We start from the raw sequence: 16,323 nt of genomic DNA on the forward strand, positions 1-16,323 counted from the left end.
GTCCACAGGAGTGATTTAGTGACCTGCTATCAGTCTCTCAATCTCCTCGGCGGGGGCGGGGCGTCCAAACAGGTAACCTTGATAGGCATGGCAGTCATGCGCCAATAGCCACGCCTGCTGCGCCTCTGTTTCGACGCCTTCCGCGATTACCTCTAAGTTAAGACTCTCGGCCAGGACAATAGTACTCTCTACAATCGCTGCATTGGCTTGGCTTTCGAGCACCTGCTGAACGAACGATTGGTCAATTTTTAGCTGATCCAACGGCAACTGAGCCAAGTAAGCCAACGACGAGTAGCCGGTACCGAAGTCATCCAGTGAAAAGCGTATGCCGTGTGCTTTAAGGGCCAGCATTTTATCCCGCGCATCATCTCGCGCCTCCACGAACAATGATTCGGTCACTTCTAGCTTTAGCTGGCAAAGCGGCGCCTGGGCACGCGCAAAAGCCCTCTCCACACGCAACAAAAAGTCTTCGTCGCGGAACTGTAGCGGACTGATATTAACCGATATCGTCAATTGGCTTAGCCGCGGATGCTGTGCCCAATGCGCCAATTGCAAGCAGGCATTCTCCAATACCCACTCGCCCACTTCGTTAATCAGCTCCATGCTTTCCAAAAGCGGAATAAACTCGCCTGGAGAGACTATGCCTCGTTCCGGATGCTGCCAGCGCAACAATGCTTCAACACCGGTAATAGTACCGTGACGATCCACTTGAGGCTGGTAATAGAGCTGCCACTGTTTATTGGTCTGCGCTTGGCGCAAATCTGACTCTAACTTCACATGCGCCAGTAGCGCTGCCTGCATGGATGGATTAAAAAAACAAAGACTATGACGACCACTACTTTTGGCTTCAAAGAGCGCCATATCCACTTGCTGCAGGTAGTCGTCTACGCTGTACTCATTGCTGGCCATCATGGCAATGCCAATACTGCCGGTAACGATCACACTCTCCTTAGCGAGCGTAATTGGCTCATTGAGCGCTGCCAGCAACTTGTGCGCAATACGTTCAGCAAGCCGCGTGGTTTGCGCGTAATTGCTATCAATACCTTCAATGAGTACCGCAAACTCGTCCCCGCCCAGTCGCGCCAGCGTATCGGTATCGCGCAACATTTGTCCCATCCGCCGCGCCACACTCTGCAATAGTTGGTCTCCGGTATAGTGCCCTAGAGTGTCGTTAATCTGCTTGAAGTTATCGATATCAATGAAGAGCAATACGCCAAAGCGCTGATGGCGATGAAGCTCCTTGAGTGCGGCATCCATGCGGTCCATAAACAGCCGCCGATTGGCGAGCCCGGTCAACGGGTCATAGAAGGCGAGTTGATGAATCTCCTGCTCAGCGGCTTTGCGCTCGCTAATATCGCTCATGGTGGCCACGTAATGGGTCAGCGCCCCCTCTGCGCTGTGTACCGCGCTAATGGTGAGCCACTCAGGAAAGAGCTCGCCATTTTTACGCTGACTCCATATTTCTCCTTCCCAATTACCGGTTCTGCTAACGCTTTTCCATAGTCGACGATAAAACGTGGCATTTTGGAGCCCAGCGCTAAACATGCGCGGGTTTTTACCTATTATCTCAGTTTCGCTATAGCCGGTAATTCGCGTAAACGTCTCATTAACCTTGAGAATAGAGCCCCGCGCATCGGTAATAAGAATCCCTAAATGCGTCTGGAAGGCAGCAGCGGCAATTTGCGCCTCGGCCCGCGCCTGTTCACGCTCCTCGATTCGCTGACGCAGTTGATGCGCTAATGCTAAGCGATTGAGGTAGTGGCGAACCCCCCAGGCTCCTATCAGCGCAATCACACCCATTACAAGCGTTAGGATCAATGCACGCTGGCGCCACGCTGCCAACAATTCGTGTAGATCAATGCCTACCACCGCCAGCATGGGGTATTCACCTACTCGCTGAATGCGAAATAGACGCTCACGGCCATCAATAGGGGACACAGCGGTTAACGCGAAAGTGGCTTCGCCACTGGTTAGCCGCTGCACTGTTTCGGTACTTTCAATTTGCTTGCCAACCGTAAACTGCTCGCCGGGTAGCGGATAGCGAGCAATAAACTTTAAACCGGAATCGACCAGCGCAATACTTTCACCGTCGTAAACGCTCATCTGCTCAAGGGAGTCGGCAAAGAGTTCAGGAAGGATGCTAGACACTGTCACACCCGCAAAATCACCGGTGAAGGTATTGACGCGCCGACCATGGTACAAATAGAAGCGCTGATCGCTTTGAGACCAGTAAAGCGGCGTAATCTGTTCCTGCCGTTGGCTATGCTGAAATACTTTAAAAAAACGCGACTCGCCGATGGTCATACCCGCTGGTCGATCAGCTCTGCTGCTCGCAATTAAGCCACCTTCGGCATCGAATACGGCGACCTCATCAATCATCGAGACGTAGGCGGTTAGGTTTTCTAGTGAACGCCGTAATACCTGCGTATTATCACTTGTGGGCATGCCTTGTAACGCCAGGATTTCAGTGAGTCCAAAAAGGGCTTGTCCACTCTGTGCAAAGACCCCTATAGCCCACTCCGTCACGACATTGGCCCGCGCGGCAATGCGTGATTCAGCGGCCTTGATTTCCTGTCGGTACTGGGCGTTAAGCAGCCAGGCAAAAAGGAACGTCATAACGAAAAGCGCTGACAGATAAGCCGCCACCACGTTTCGCCGCTGGCGGCGGTAGGTAGGAGTAGCCTTCAATGTATTATCACTTACATCATTGGGAGTAACAGACATCGCACAGAGGCCTTATTCAGGTATCCAACCAGGACACCTGATACAGTGTAAAAAAACAGCAACGATACACCACACGCGCTGAGACGTGGCTTAAACCGATAGTGCCGGGGTGCTTATGGGTTGTATATCAGTTTTTATCACAGGCAATACGTTAAAAAGCGTGACGTTATAGGTTAAGAGGCTGCGTACTAAGGAATTGCTATGGCATCGCTGAGCCAAATGAGCGACTACGAGATTCGTCTCATTCGAATTTTCAAAACGGTGGTTGAATGCGGCGGTTTTACGGCAGCGGAAACCACGCTTGGCATCAGTCGTTCGGCGATTAGTCAGCACATGAACGATTTGGAAGGCAGGCTGGGGTTCTCACTCTGCCAGCGAGGCCGTAGCGGGTTTAGTTTAACCGAAGAAGGTAAAGAGATTTACCAGGCGGGTTTGACGCTACTTACCGCGCTGGAAACGTTTAAAAGCGACGTCAACGCCTTACACCATACCGTCAAAGGCGAGCTGAATATCGGCATTACCGATAACCTCGTCACGCTACCCGCGATGGACGTGACCCACGCGCTGGCAGCGCTCACTGCGCCTCATCACGAGGTAATGGTTCATATTCATATGGAGCCATCCGATGCGGTGATTCGGGGCGTGATGGACGGCCATTTACACGTCGGGGTGGTACCTGCAGTGAACTTGCCCACCAGCTTGGAGAGTCGACACCTCTATGACGAGCCTTCGTTCCTCTACTGCGCAGCCGGTCATCCGCTGTTTAGCGTGCCCAATGAGGCACTGAGCCTCGCCCAGCTCAACAACCACCCAGCGATTCGACCTCGCTACCCCCTACCCGATACCGCACGCCAAGCGCATGAAGCGCTCAATCTGCAAGCGTCTGCCTCTGATCGCGAAGGCGCGGCATTTCTGATCCTGACCGGGCGATTTATCGGTTTTCTACCCGAGCACGTCGCCGAACAATGGGTAAGCGCAGGCAAAATGCGCACCCTTCATGCCGACTCCCAGCACTACCGTGTTCCGTTTGTACTAATCACCCGCCACGACAGACGCCCCAATCGGGTGGTGGATGCGTTTCTGGGGTTTATCAAAGGTGCTGAATAGACACAGCAAATCTCAGCGCTCAGCCGAGATTTGCCCTATTCCCGCTTGCCCCGCCTAGGTATTAGGAGTGCTTGGATACCTCACTGGCCATGATGGGCGCAGGCCCCGCTTGGGTAGACGATGCCAACATTTGGCTCGCGACAAAATAAACAATGGCGCCTAGCGCAGAGCCAGTGAACCAGCCGTAATCGTAGAACCAGTTCATTGTACCGGTTAGCAGGGAGATCAAGGTAAGCAGTACTGGCACCCCAAACGCAATAAAGCCGGCCACATTCACCGCTGGGTAGGCGTGGTTGTCCAGATAAAGACTCGGCACATCCAAACGCTGTTTTTTAATTAGAAAGTAGTCGACCGCCATAATGCCCGCTATCGGGCCGAGTAGGCTGGAGTAACCGAGCAGCCAGTTGGAGTACATCTGCTCGAGTGACACGCCCGGAGGAATCACACCTGCCTTTTGCAGCAGATCGTAGCCCATCAGCAAAACACCCACCGCGCCGGTCATTAGCACGCCGCGGGTCTGATTAATCAGTTTGGGCGCAATATTCTGGAAATCATTGGTAGGCGAAACAATATTCGACGCTGTGTTAGTGGAAATCGTAGCAATGATGATCAGCAGCATCGCCATGACGACCCAGAAGGGGCTGTCGATATAACCAATCAGCCGCACTGGATCGGCAACGGTTTGTCCCACCAGCGTCTCAGACGCCGCAGTTAACACGACACCCAGGGCGGCAAAGAAGAACATTGTCAGCGGCAGTCCGATGATCTGGCCAGCAATCTGGTCTTTCTGGCTTTTGGCAAAGCGGCTGAAGTCAGGGATATTCAGTGACAAGGTGGCCCAAAACCCCACCATGGCGGTCAAACCCGCAAAGAAATAACCATAAACGGAAGCACCCTCTGGGCGTGACGGCGGCTGCGCCAGCAGCTCTGTCATCGACATGTTTGGCCACGCCCACATCATCAGCCCAACGCCCACTGCCAACAAAAGCGGTGCGGCCAAGGTTTCCAGCCATTTGATGGATTCTGCACCGCGGATCACCACATACAGGTTCATTGCGCCGAATACGAAAAAGCCAATTACCTCCCCCACGCCGCCAAGCGCCGCCCAGGCAGGAATTAACTCCGAAAGCAGCAAATGAATTGCCAAGCCACCGAACATGGTTTGAATACCGAACCAGCCACAGCCGACTAACGCACGCACCAAGCAGGGCACATTCGAGCCTAGAATGCCGAACGAAGAGCGCAGCACAACGGGGAAAGGGATACCGAATTTGGTGCCTGGAAACGCATTGAGCGTCAGTGGAATCAGCACAATCACGTTGGCCAGCAAGATGGCAAAGAGCGCCTCGCCAACGCTTAAGCCAAAGTAGGCGGTCAATACGCCACCCAGTGTATAGGTGGGAACGCAGATCGACATCCCGACCCACAGCGCCGCAATGTTCCACTTGCTCCAGGTGCGCTCGCTGGCCTGGGTAGGAGCAATATCCTCATTGAAGCGAGGACTATTGCGCACATCCTCACCGACTTTAAGTTCAATCAGCCCCTCTCTGTCGATCATCTGGGTTCTTGAGCCAGTCATTTTATTCTCCTCAGCAGCGATATTGCCGATCGCATTCACGGGTTCAGCTCTCGTTACAGCAATAAACATGCCTAAAAACAAAGCATGCCCGTTAACTTATTGAACAAAAAGCTGACTTAAATGACAGTTAGGCAATCACTCCCTATTAAATTGTTATTGTTTTAATCAACACATAGAAACTCCCCTAAAAAACATAGCTGGTTAAAAAAATAACGCACCAAAAAGATACATTAAATTTCAGAAAAATCGCAAATAACAATAATAACCAACTGATATTTATAACTATAAATAAATCACCATTTATGTGCATGCATTCACCAAATAAGTAAAATTGATGATAAAAGACAATATTTACATATAAAATCAATTAGTTAATAAAAACTAACGCCCATAGTAAAAAAACCTTGAAAAGCGACTGCATAAAGGACTATGTTCAAAAAGCTGTCAATTATGACAACTTTACTCATAACAATAATCCGTCGGCATTTAGCCGATGTCACTACACGCCAAGCAATCAACGCTAATGGCTCATCCATAGCGGCTCACAAACATTAGCAATACCTGATTACTGCGGACCGTTACTCCCACTACAAACGAGCCAACGGTTGGCGCGTAGGACACGAGAGGGCTTTTGTATGCAGAAAATGAAAATCGGCCTGATTCAAATGGGTCTAAAAACCAGTACGGATTTGGAACCGGCCGCGATTCGCGATGCCATGAACGAAGCGCACCTACCCATGATCCAGCAAGCGGCTGAGCAAGGTGTGCAGGTACTGTGCTTCCAAGAAGTGTTCAACCAACCCTACTTTTGCCCCAGCCAGGATGGCAAATGGTACGCCGCCGCCGAGCGCGTACCGGAAGGCCCCACCTGCCAAATGATGCAAAAACTCGCCGCCGAACACCGTATGGTCATTATCGTGCCGGTGTACGAAGAAACCGAGACGGGCGTTTACTACAACACCGCGGCGGTCTTCGATGCTGACGGTAGCTACCTAGGTAAATATCACAAAACCCATATTCCCCAAGTGGCCGGTTTTTGGGAAAAATTCTTCTTCAAGCCAGGCCAATCCAACTGGCCAGTGTTCGATACCACCTACGGCAAGATTGGCGTGTATATCTGCTATGACCGCCACTTCCCCGAAGGCTGGCGGGCGCTGGCGCTCAACGGCGCCGAGGTGATCTTCAACCCCTCAGCCACCGTCGCTGGGCTTTCCCAATATTTATGGGAGCTGGAACAGCCCGCTTCAGCCGCCGCCAATGGCTGCTTTATCGCTGCAATCAACCGTGTGGGCACCGAGGCACCCTGGAATATTGGCGACTTTTACGGCTCCAGCTACATCGTTAATCCGCGCGGCAAGATCGAAGCCCAGGCCAGCGACACCGACGACGAACTGCTGGTACACGAGATCGATCTGGATATGGTGCGCGAGGTGCGCAACAACTGGCAGTTCTTCCGTGACCGCCGCCCCGAGACTTATACCCGCCTCACCGACGGCGAATAAGCCGCAGCCAGCCATTATTGAGGGAGTGCATCATGAGCTTATTGATCAAGGGCGGCACTGTCGTCACCCACGCCGACACCTACCGCGCCGACGTACTCTGCGTCGATGGAAAAATCCATGCCATCGGCACCGATCTCGATATTCCCGAAGGCTGCGAGATCGTCGATGCCAGCCATCAACTGGTAATGCCCGGCGGCATCGACCCCCACACCCATATGCAGATGCCGTTTATGGGCGCGGTGGCCAGCGAGGATTTTTACACCGGCACCGCCGCGGCCATGGCGGGCGGCACCACGACCATTATTGACTTTGTGATCCCCAGCCCCGGCCAGTCGCTGCTGGAAGCCTTCGATACCTGGCAAGGCTGGGCGGAAAAAGCCGCCACCGACTTCGCTTTCCACGTGGCGATCACCTGGTGGGACGAGAGCGTGCGAGAGGAGATGGGCACCCTGGTAAGCGAGCACGGCGTCAACAGCTTCAAGCATTTTATGGCCTACAAAGGTGCCATCATGGCCACCGATGACATTTTGGTGGAAAGCTTTTCGCGCTGCTTAGAGCTGGGTGCGATCCCCACGGTACATGCGGAAAACGGTGAGCTTGTGTACCACATGCAGCAGAAACTGCTCGCCCAAGGCATTACCGGGCCGGAAGCTCATCCGCTGTCTCGCCCGCCGCAAGTGGAAGGCGAAGCCGCCAGCCGCGCTATTCGTATTGCCAGCACGTTAGGCGCGCCGGTCTATCTCGTCCACGTGTCTACCAAAGATGCCGTGGATGAAATCGCCTACGCCCGCCAGCAGGGCCATCCCGTATTTGGCGAGTGTTTAGCCGGGCATTTGGTGATCGACGACAGCGTGTACCAGCACCCGGACTGGGCCACGGCGGCCGCTCACGTGATGAGTCCGCCCTTCCGCCCTAAAGGCCATCAAGAGGCGCTATGGCATGGCCTTCAATCGGGAAACTTACAAACCACTGCCACCGACCATTGCTGCTTCTGCGAAGAGCAGAAAGCCGCCGGTAAAGATGACTTTACCAAGATTCCTAACGGCACCGCAGGTGTGGAAGATCGCTTAGCCGTGCTGTGGGACGAAGGCGTGAATACAGGCAAGCTCTCGCCCCAGGAGTTTGTCGCCGTCACTTCCACCAATACCGCCAAGATATTCAACCTCTACCCACGCAAAGGGGCGATTCAAGTGGGTGCCGATGCGGATATCGTGGTGTGGGACCCGAACGGCACACGCACGATCTCTGCCAAAACTCACCATCAGAACGTCGATTTCAACATCTTCGAGGGCAAAACGGTGCGCGGTATCGCTCGCCACACCATCAGCCAGGGCAAATGGACATGGCGCGACGGCGAACTGCATGCCGAGCGGGGCGCAGGACGCTACTTGAAGCGCCCCGCCTACCCCGGTGTATTCGAGCTGCTCGCCAAACGCGCCGAGCTGAATGCCCCTGTGGCGGTGTCGCGCTAACACCGGCCCTCATGAAGAATAGAGCAATGGAGAAACGACCGTGACCCATTCACTTGATCACCTGCCCAATGCAAAAGAGGTCGGCACCTACGACCCTGCGACTCTGGCACATAATTTCAGCGATCTTCACCCACCGCTGACGCCGCGTCAGGCCATCATCGAAAGCCAACGCTGCCTCTACTGTTATGACGCGCCCTGCGTCGAGGCCTGCCCGTCGGATATCGATATCCCAAGCTTCATACGCCAGATCGGCGAAAACAATATTAATGGCGCGGCGGAGACCATTTTGGAAGCCAACATTCTGGGCGGCAGCTGCGCCCGAGTTTGCCCTACGGAAATCCTCTGCGAGCGCAGCTGTGTTCGCAACCACGACGCCGAGTGCCAGCCGGTGCTGATTGGTTTGCTACAACGCCATGCGACTGACCACATGCAGTTTGAGAGTCACCCGTTCAAACGCGCCGCCAGCACTGGCCGCCACATCGCCGTGATAGGTGCCGGGCCTGCCGGGCTCTCCTGCGCACATCGCCTCGCCATGCTCGGCCACCAAGTAAGTATTTTTGAAGCGGAGCAAAAGCCCGGTGGGCTAAACGAGTACGGCATCGCCCGCTACAAGATGACCGATGACTTTGCCCGCAAAGAGGTCGCGTTTTTACTGGAGATCGGCGGCATCGATATCCAGTACGGGCAGCGCCTAGGGGAACACCTCACCCTCGATACGCTGCGCCAGCAGTACGACAGTGTTTTTCTAGGCCTGGGGCTCGGTGCCAGCCGTGCGTTGGGGCTCACAGGAGAAGACGCCCCTGGCCTGATGCCCGCAGTGGATTACATCAAAACCCTGCGCCAAACCGATGACTTGGGCAGTCTAGCCGTGGCCAAGCGCTGTATCGTGATTGGTGCGGGCAATACTGCGATCGATATGGCGACCCAAATGGCACGCCTGGGCGCTGCAGAAGTCACGCTAGTCTATCGCCGGGGCGTCGAAGCGATGTCGGCCACCGACCATGAACAGGAGATCGCCAAGGCCAACGGCGTGCGCATGATCACCTGGGCACAGCCCGACGAGATTCTGTTGAATGAGCAAGGCCGAGTGGCGGGCATGCGCTTTGCCAAAACCGCTGAGCAGGGAGGCCGCTTAGCGGCCACTGGAGAGACTTTTGAGATCGTCGCGGATGCCATTTTCACCGCCATCGGCCAGGGCTTCGAGGGCGAAAGTTTGCGTGACGCCACCGCGTCTGAACTCGCCCGCGACGGCGAACGCATCCACGTCAACGAGATGTTCCAAACCTCACTGCCCAACGTGTACGCCGGCGGCGACTGTGTAAAACCCGGCCAAGATCTTACCGTACAAGCCGTGCAGCACGGCAAGCTGGCGGCCCACGCCATTCATCAAGCGCTCACCGCCCAGCAGGAGGCAGCATGAACACGACACCTTTTACTCCTCTCTCTTTTCCAGGGAAGAAAAACAGCGACGACAGTGTGGTGAATGGCGTTGACCTGTCGGTGAATTTTGCCGGTATAAAAGCCCCCAACCCTTTCTGGCTGGCTTCCGCCCCACCCACTGACAAAGCCTATAACGTGGTGCGCGCTTATGAGGCCGGCTGGGGCGGCGTGGTATGGAAAACCCTGGGTGAAGAACCACCGGCAGTGAACGTTTCCTCGCGTTACTCGGCCCATTACGGCAAAAACCGCGAAGTGATCGGCTTTAATAATATCGAGCTGATTACCGACCGCTCGCTGGAGATTAACCTTCAAGAAATCACCCAGGTGAAGAAGGATTGGCCCGACCGAGCGCTGATCGTTTCTATCATGGTGCCCTGCAACGAGGAGGCCTGGGCTTATATCCTGCCGCTAGTGGAAGCCACCGGCGCAGACGGAATCGAGCTAAACTTAGGCTGCCCCCACGGCATGCCGGAACGCGGTATGGGCGCAGCAGTAGGCCAAAACCCCGACCTGATCGAGAAAGTCACCTACTGGTGTAAAAAACACTACTCGAAGCCAGTGATTGTGAAGCTAACGCCCAATATCACCGATATCCGCGTAGGCGCCCAGGCGGCACTGCGGGGCGGTGCGGATGCGGTATCGCTGATCAACACCATCAATTCGATCACCAGTATCGATCTCGACAACATGGTCGCCAAACCCACGGTCGGCCATCAGAGCACCCATGGCGGCTATTGCGGCAGCGCCGTGAAGCCTATTGCAATGAATATGGTGGCCGAAATTGCCCGCGACCCCGCCACCCCAACGCTGCCCATTTCCGGCATCGGCGGCATTTCCACTTGGCGGGATGCGGCTGAGTTTATCGCCCTCGGTTCCGGCAGTGTGCAGGTATGTACCGCGGCGATGCTCAACGGCTTTCGCATTGTGGAGGAGATGAAAGATGGCCTCTCCCGTTGGATGGCGGAAAAGGGCTATGACTCAATCGAGGCATTCTCGCGCAAGGCGATACCGCAAACCACCGACTGGAAACACCTGGATATTAACTTCAAGACCATCGCCAAGATCGATCAGGATCTATGTATCGAGTGTGGCCGCTGTTATATCGCCTGCGAGGATACCTCCCACCAGTCAATTGCCAAGCTCACCGAGCAGGACGGCGCGCGGCGCTACGCAGTGATCGAGGATGAGTGTGTAGGCTGTAACCTCTGCCAGATCACCTGCCCGGTAGAGAACTGCATCACCATGGTGCCCCAGGAGACCGGCCAACCCTTCCTGGCATGGGATAACGACCCACGCAATCCTTTCCGCGTTGCCTCTTAATCCCCTTCCATTCCCCCTCTTAAACAGCTCTAGCGCTACCTGCCGCCCTCAGCTTGTGAGGGCGGTCGCGTTTTCTGCAACATACTGTTCCTTCACCCAATAGAGACAAGAGACAGCGCCTCTGAGAAAATGAGAAAATATCGCATATAGAATATTTTCTCATAAAAGGAAGCTCAATGAAGTTCGCTATCACTACCATCGCTATGCTATTAGCTACTGCCAACGCCACTGCGAGCGCCGACCAACGAATCGCCACCTTCGATTTAGGCAGCCTGGATACGCTGGATGCACTCGGTTTAAACGAGCAGGTCGTGGGTGTACCGAAAGCCAGCCTGCCTGACTATCTTGAGCAGTATGCAGCCGATGACGTCACCGATATTGGTGGTCTGCGCTCACCGGATATGGATTCCCTTGGCGAAAGCGAGCCTAGCCTCATTCTCTACACCGGACGCCAAGGTGAGTGGGAAGAGGAACTTGGCGAGATCGCTCCGCTGCTCAATACCAGTCTTCAGGGTGACGACTACCTGACTTCTTTTGACGCCAACGTACGCGAACTGGCGAGTCGTTTAGCAGTGGAAAGCAAGGCTGAAGAGGCGCTGGTAACACTGCACGCCGAGATTGAGACCCAGCGCGAAGCGCTAAGCAACGCTCCTCGCACGCTGGTGGTAACCCACAACGGCGGCAACCTGATGCTGAATCAGCACCCGGTCGTTCACGACGTGCTGGGCATAGCTACCGTTGAGATGCCTGCTAGCGTGACATCAGAAACCCGCGGTACCCGTACCTTTACCCCGCTTTCACCTGAAGCGGTTAGCGAAATTGATCCAGAGGTTGTGCTGGTGGTTGATCGCAGCGCCGCGATTGGCGATGAGCCCGCCGATGCGGATGCCTTAGCGAAAACGCTCTTAGATGCGGGTGCTGAGAAAGCGCGGGTCGTTATGCTAACCCCCGCGCTCTGGTATCTCTCCGGCGGCGGCCTGCAAAGCCTTGCGCTGCAGGTCGAAGAAGTCGCTGCAGCGCTGAACTAATGCTCACGACTAATCGGCATGTATCTTAATACGGTAAAGCACGCAGTAAACCACCGGCAGAACGACGAGGGTTAGCAGCGTGGCGACACCGAGACCACCGATCAGAGCCACCGCCATGCTGGCAAAGAAGGCATCGCTAATCAGCGGGATCATTCCCAGCATGGTGGTCAACGCCGCCATCGCTACCGGACGTACCCGGCTGACCGCTGCCCGCACCACCGCGTGATAGCGGTCTTGATGCTGGGGCAGTTGCACATTGATCTCCTCTACCAGCACGATGGCGTTCTTAATCACCATACCAATCAGGCTAAGTGTGCCCAGCAGGGCCATAAACGAGAAGGGCAGCCCGGTGAGCAGCAGCGCACCGACAACGCCGATAATCGTCAACGGCACCAGCGACCAGATGGCCAGTGGCTGGCGGAAGTTATTGAAGAGCACCACGGTAAGAATAAACATCATCGCGATACCCAGCGGCAGCGACGCAAACAGCCCACTCTGCGCTTCGCCAGCCGTTTCGTACTCTCCGCCCCACTCCAATCGGTAACCTGGTGGCAGCTCCAGTGCCTCCACCTGGGGGCGAATGTCGGCTAATACGCTGGCGGCGGTAATACCGCTTAATGGGTCTGGTTCGCCATACACCGCCAGCATGCGTTCACGATTGCGGCGCATGATCAGCGGGTCCGTCACCTGCGTGGTGATGTCGCTAATTACCTGATCGGCGGTAATATAGCGCCCTTGTTCTTCGCTCCAGACATTGAGCGAGCCCAGGTTATCCACGTCGTGTCGCTGCTCGGGAATCGCCCGCGCCACCATGGGGATGAGATCGCTGCCATCACGGTAAACGCCCACTTGGCGGCCACTGGTGCTCAGTGCCAGCGTGCCGGCCAAGTCTTCGCGTGTCACGCCCAGCCGACGCGCGGTATCTTCCAGAAAAACGGGTTCAATCACCTGTACGCGGTTACGCCAGCTGGAGCGTACGCTGGTCATGTTCGGTGTCGCGCGGAACATGGCTTCGACCTGGTCACCCAGTTGGCGCAACACTTGCGGGTCGCTGCCATAGAAGCGCGCTTCAATCTTGGCTTTGGGCGCAGGGCCGACTTCAAGCGGCGCTATTTTGTAGTCGATATCGCTGTGGTCGCGCTTCATTACCCTTTCGACATCGGCCATGCGTTCGCGCTGAGTCGCTTTATCACCGGTTTCAACGATCAACTGTGCATAGCTTGCGTAGCGGTCTTCCGGCGAGTAAGTCAGGGTAAAGCGCTGCGCGCCACCACCCACGGTAGTCGTGAGGTGACGAATGCCCGGCATCGCCATCACGCTCTCTTCTAGCTCGCTAACACGGCGCTGGGTTTCGAGGATATCGGTGCCTTCCGGCGTGCGATAATCGACAAAAAAGATAGGCGTGTTCGAGGCCGGGAAGAAAGCATTCTTGACCGAACCAAAGCCGACTACCGCCCCCGCTAATCCGATTACCACCAATACCAGCGTCACCCAGCGAAAACGAATCCCGGCGACGATAACGCTGGCTACCCAGCGATAAACAATTCCTTTATAGGGATCCTCTTGACCATCGCCAGGCGAGATATTGCGGAAAAAAAGCTTGAAGTAAAAAGGCGTTAACGTCAGTGCCGTGATCCAGCTCAGCAGCAGCGAGTAAAGCAGCACAAAGAACAGCGATCCGATAAATTCCCCGGTCGTATCCGGTGATAAGCCGATAGGCGCAAACGCAGCGATGGCGATCAGCGTGGCAGCCAGCAACGGCCAAGCATTTTGGCGGATCACTTGGTGCGCAGAATCGCGAATCGTGTGACCGCGCTTCAAGCCCACTAGCATGCCTTCAGTCACCACAATGGCGTTATCTACCAGCATGCCGAGCGCAATAATCAGCGCCCCGAGGGAGATTTTCTCCAGTTGCAGCCCATGGAAGCGCATCATCATAAAAGTGCCGATAATAGTAATCAGCAGGATAAACCCCATCAACAGACCGCTGCGCCACCCCATAAACAGCATCAGCACCACAATGACGATGGCTACCGCCTGAATCAGGCTCACCAGGAAACCAGACACCGCATCATCCACTACCTCAGGCTGGTTGTAGACGATGTTCAGTTCCATTCCCAGGGGCGTGCGCGCTTGAAGTTCATCCAGCCGCTGCTGTAAGTGTTCGCCGACCTCAACCACGTTGACACCGCTTTCAAACGAGATGCCCAGCGAGATGGCTGGCCGGCCCATATCGCGGTAGAGCTGCTGAGGCTGTTCGGCCAGCTCGCGGCTCACGTCGGCGATATCGCTCAATCGCACTAACTCGCCATCGCCTTCGCTGACGATCAGCGCACGCAGGTCATCGATATTTGCTGCACTGCCCGTTGGGGTAATACGGAAACGGCGACCATCCTGCTTGAGGTGCCCGGCATCGGCCACGGCGTTTTGAGTATCCAGCAACTGTTGCAGCCGGGTGAGCGGGATATTCAGCGCGCGTAAACGCTCACGGTCGACCTCTATGTAAATGCGCTCCTCTTGCTCCCCGCCCAACGATACTTTCTCGACCCCTTCCACCAGGGTCAGCTCACGCTTGAGAAAGTCCGCATGGTCGGCCAGGTCAGGCATGCTGTACCCTTCACCAGTGAGGTTGACCATAAAGCCAAACACATCGCCAAAGTCGTCGTTGACGCGGGATTGGCTGGCCCCAGGCGGTAAGGCTGCCTGGGCATCCTGCACTTTACGGCGCAGTGAGTCCCAGAGCTGTTCGAGCTCTTCATTCTGGACGGTGCTTTCGAGCTCCACGGTAATTTGCGAGAGACCATCGGAGCTGACCGAACTGATCCGCTTGATCGATGACATCTCCTGAATGGACTGCTCTAGCGTCGATGTCACTTCCTGCTCGACCTCTTCAGGAGTCGCGCCGGGATATTGCGTGGTAATGAGGGCATTACGAATAGTAAATTCGGGAAACTCAAGCTGACCCATACCCAAAAATGACAGTGCACCGCCGGCCAGGAGTACCACTGTCATTAAATAGCTGGCCGCCCGGTGGCGTAAGAAGTAGTCGACCATGTTATAGCCCCTGCTCCTTTTCCCACGGCGTCACTTTGATATCTGCCGTCACGCGGTGAGCCCCTGCCGCCACAATACGCTCCCCGGCGGCCAAATCTCCGCTAACCTCCAGCCCTTGCGACGTTAATGGCCCTACGCTGACGGGCACCGCTTCAACATGATCTGCACCGGTGTATCGCCAGACTTGGGCTTGGTCGGGATCGTCGCCCGCATAGCTCACCGCTTCAGGCGGCAAATGCCAAACCGGCGTCGCCGAGTTAGGCTGCAGTGCGCTCAAGTCGAGCCGCACATTGGCGCTCATGCCATCCAACAAGGTGATGTCATCGGGCTGGGGGAGCGTCAGCGTGACTTCATAAGCCAGACTCTGCGCGCTGGCCTGGGTAGTATAGGAGGCTAACTGGGCAAGATAGGGTTTGTCGCTGTTTCCGAAGCGCACTTCATAGGCCAATTCATCGCCTAAGGGCGAGCCGTTATTACGCGGCATGCGCTGTACAATTTGTTCGGGGAGATGAAACACCACATCTAACTTCCCTGGCTGTTGAATGACTGCGACGGTTTCCTGTACCTGAACAATTTGACGGTTATCCACCGGCACTTGGGCGATCACGCCATCGTAGGGAGCACGTAACTGAGTATGTGACACCTGCTCTTGGGCCTGCTCAAACGTCGCCCGGGCAGCCCGCCATTCGCTCTCCGCCTCATCAAACTGGGATTGACTGACCGCGCCGCGCTCCAAGGTATAACGCATGCGTTCCAGCATTGCCTCAGCCAACTCTAAGCGAGAGCGAGCACTATCCAACTCGCTCTGGGCATTGCGATCATCAATACGCGCAATCACCTCGCCTTCGCTTACTCGTTGACCTGGACTGACATTGAGCGCCAATAATTCTCCGGCCATGCGAAACGATAGATTACTGCGCTTGGAAGCTTCTACCCGCGCCGGGAATTGCCGTAAGGCGTCAGCATTGGCCGACGCCAAGGTCATTAATTTGACTGGCCTAGTCGTGTCATTTGACTGCGCCTGAGGCTGCTCGCAGCCCATCAGCATAAGCAAAGCCAGTGTGATTGGCAGGAAACGGAGAAGAAAAGGCACGGCA

At 55.4% G+C, this 16,323-nt stretch carries 10 protein-coding genes; 6 read left to right on the forward strand and 4 right to left on the reverse strand.

Annotated features, from left to right (window positions below; translation table 11 throughout):
- Positions 1 to 15 precede the first annotated feature (15 nt).
- The gene (locus ACUN8H_RS09220; protein ID WP_445531845.1) at positions 16 to 2,724 is read right to left on the reverse strand and encodes a bifunctional diguanylate cyclase/phosphodiesterase; all 2,709 of its coding nucleotides are present in this window, start codon (positions 2,722 to 2,724) and stop codon (positions 16 to 18) included.
- 201 nt (positions 2,725 to 2,925) lie between these two features.
- Here ACUN8H_RS09220 and ACUN8H_RS09225 point away from each other — a divergent pair, with 201 nt between their 5' ends.
- Entirely contained in the window at positions 2,926 to 3,831 is a 906-nt protein-coding gene (locus ACUN8H_RS09225) for a LysR family transcriptional regulator (RefSeq protein ID WP_445531846.1), read from the forward strand.
- Positions 3,832 to 3,892: 61 nt separating this feature from the next.
- Here ACUN8H_RS09225 and ACUN8H_RS09230 read toward each other — a convergent pair whose 3' ends face one another.
- The gene (locus ACUN8H_RS09230) at positions 3,893 to 5,410 is read right to left on the reverse strand and encodes an NCS1 family nucleobase:cation symporter-1 (RefSeq protein WP_445531847.1); all 1,518 of its coding nucleotides are present in this window, start codon (positions 5,408 to 5,410) and stop codon (positions 3,893 to 3,895) included.
- A 635-nt stretch (positions 5,411 to 6,045) separates the two neighbouring features.
- Between ACUN8H_RS09230 and ACUN8H_RS09235 the strand changes: the two genes are divergently transcribed.
- The 5 genes from ACUN8H_RS09235 (at position 6,046) to ACUN8H_RS09255 (ending at position 12,172) form a co-directional block, all read left to right on the forward strand.
- Positions 6,046 to 6,912, forward strand: coding sequence for a nitrilase-related carbon-nitrogen hydrolase (locus ACUN8H_RS09235; protein ID WP_445531848.1), 867 nt, complete (start codon positions 6,046 to 6,048; stop codon positions 6,910 to 6,912).
- Positions 6,913 to 6,944: 32 nt separating this feature from the next.
- Positions 6,945 to 8,384 (forward strand): dihydropyrimidinase, encoded by a 1,440-nt coding sequence (gene hydA, locus ACUN8H_RS09240; protein WP_445531849.1) that lies wholly within the window; start codon positions 6,945 to 6,947, stop codon positions 8,382 to 8,384.
- Positions 8,385 to 8,424: 40 nt separating this feature from the next.
- Positions 8,425 to 9,804 (forward strand): NAD(P)-dependent oxidoreductase, encoded by a 1,380-nt coding sequence (locus ACUN8H_RS09245; protein ID WP_445531850.1) that lies wholly within the window; start codon positions 8,425 to 8,427, stop codon positions 9,802 to 9,804.
- A complete protein-coding gene (preA, locus tag ACUN8H_RS09250; protein ID WP_445531851.1) occupies positions 9,801 to 11,144 on the forward strand; it encodes an NAD-dependent dihydropyrimidine dehydrogenase subunit PreA in 1,344 nt (447 codons plus the stop codon). The genes ACUN8H_RS09245 and preA overlap by 4 nt, the downstream gene beginning before the upstream one ends.
- 176 nt (positions 11,145 to 11,320) lie before the next feature.
- Positions 11,321 to 12,172, forward strand: coding sequence for an ABC transporter substrate-binding protein (locus ACUN8H_RS09255; RefSeq protein ID WP_445531852.1), 852 nt, complete (start codon positions 11,321 to 11,323; stop codon positions 12,170 to 12,172).
- A gap of 9 nt (positions 12,173 to 12,181) precedes the next feature.
- Here the strand turns inward: ACUN8H_RS09255 and ACUN8H_RS09260 are convergent, their stop codons facing one another.
- Both ACUN8H_RS09260 and ACUN8H_RS09265 read right to left on the reverse strand, forming a co-directional pair.
- Complete coding sequence (locus tag ACUN8H_RS09260) at positions 12,182 to 15,226, reverse strand: efflux RND transporter permease subunit (protein WP_445531853.1); 3,045 nt, start codon at positions 15,224 to 15,226, stop codon at positions 12,182 to 12,184.
- Position 15,227: 1 nt separating this feature from the next.
- Positions 15,228 to 16,319, reverse strand: coding sequence for an efflux RND transporter periplasmic adaptor subunit (locus tag ACUN8H_RS09265; protein ID WP_445531854.1), 1,092 nt, complete (start codon positions 16,317 to 16,319; stop codon positions 15,228 to 15,230).
- Between the last annotated feature and the right edge of the window lie 4 nt (positions 16,320 to 16,323).

Source organism: Vreelandella sp. V005, from assembly GCF_052645115.1.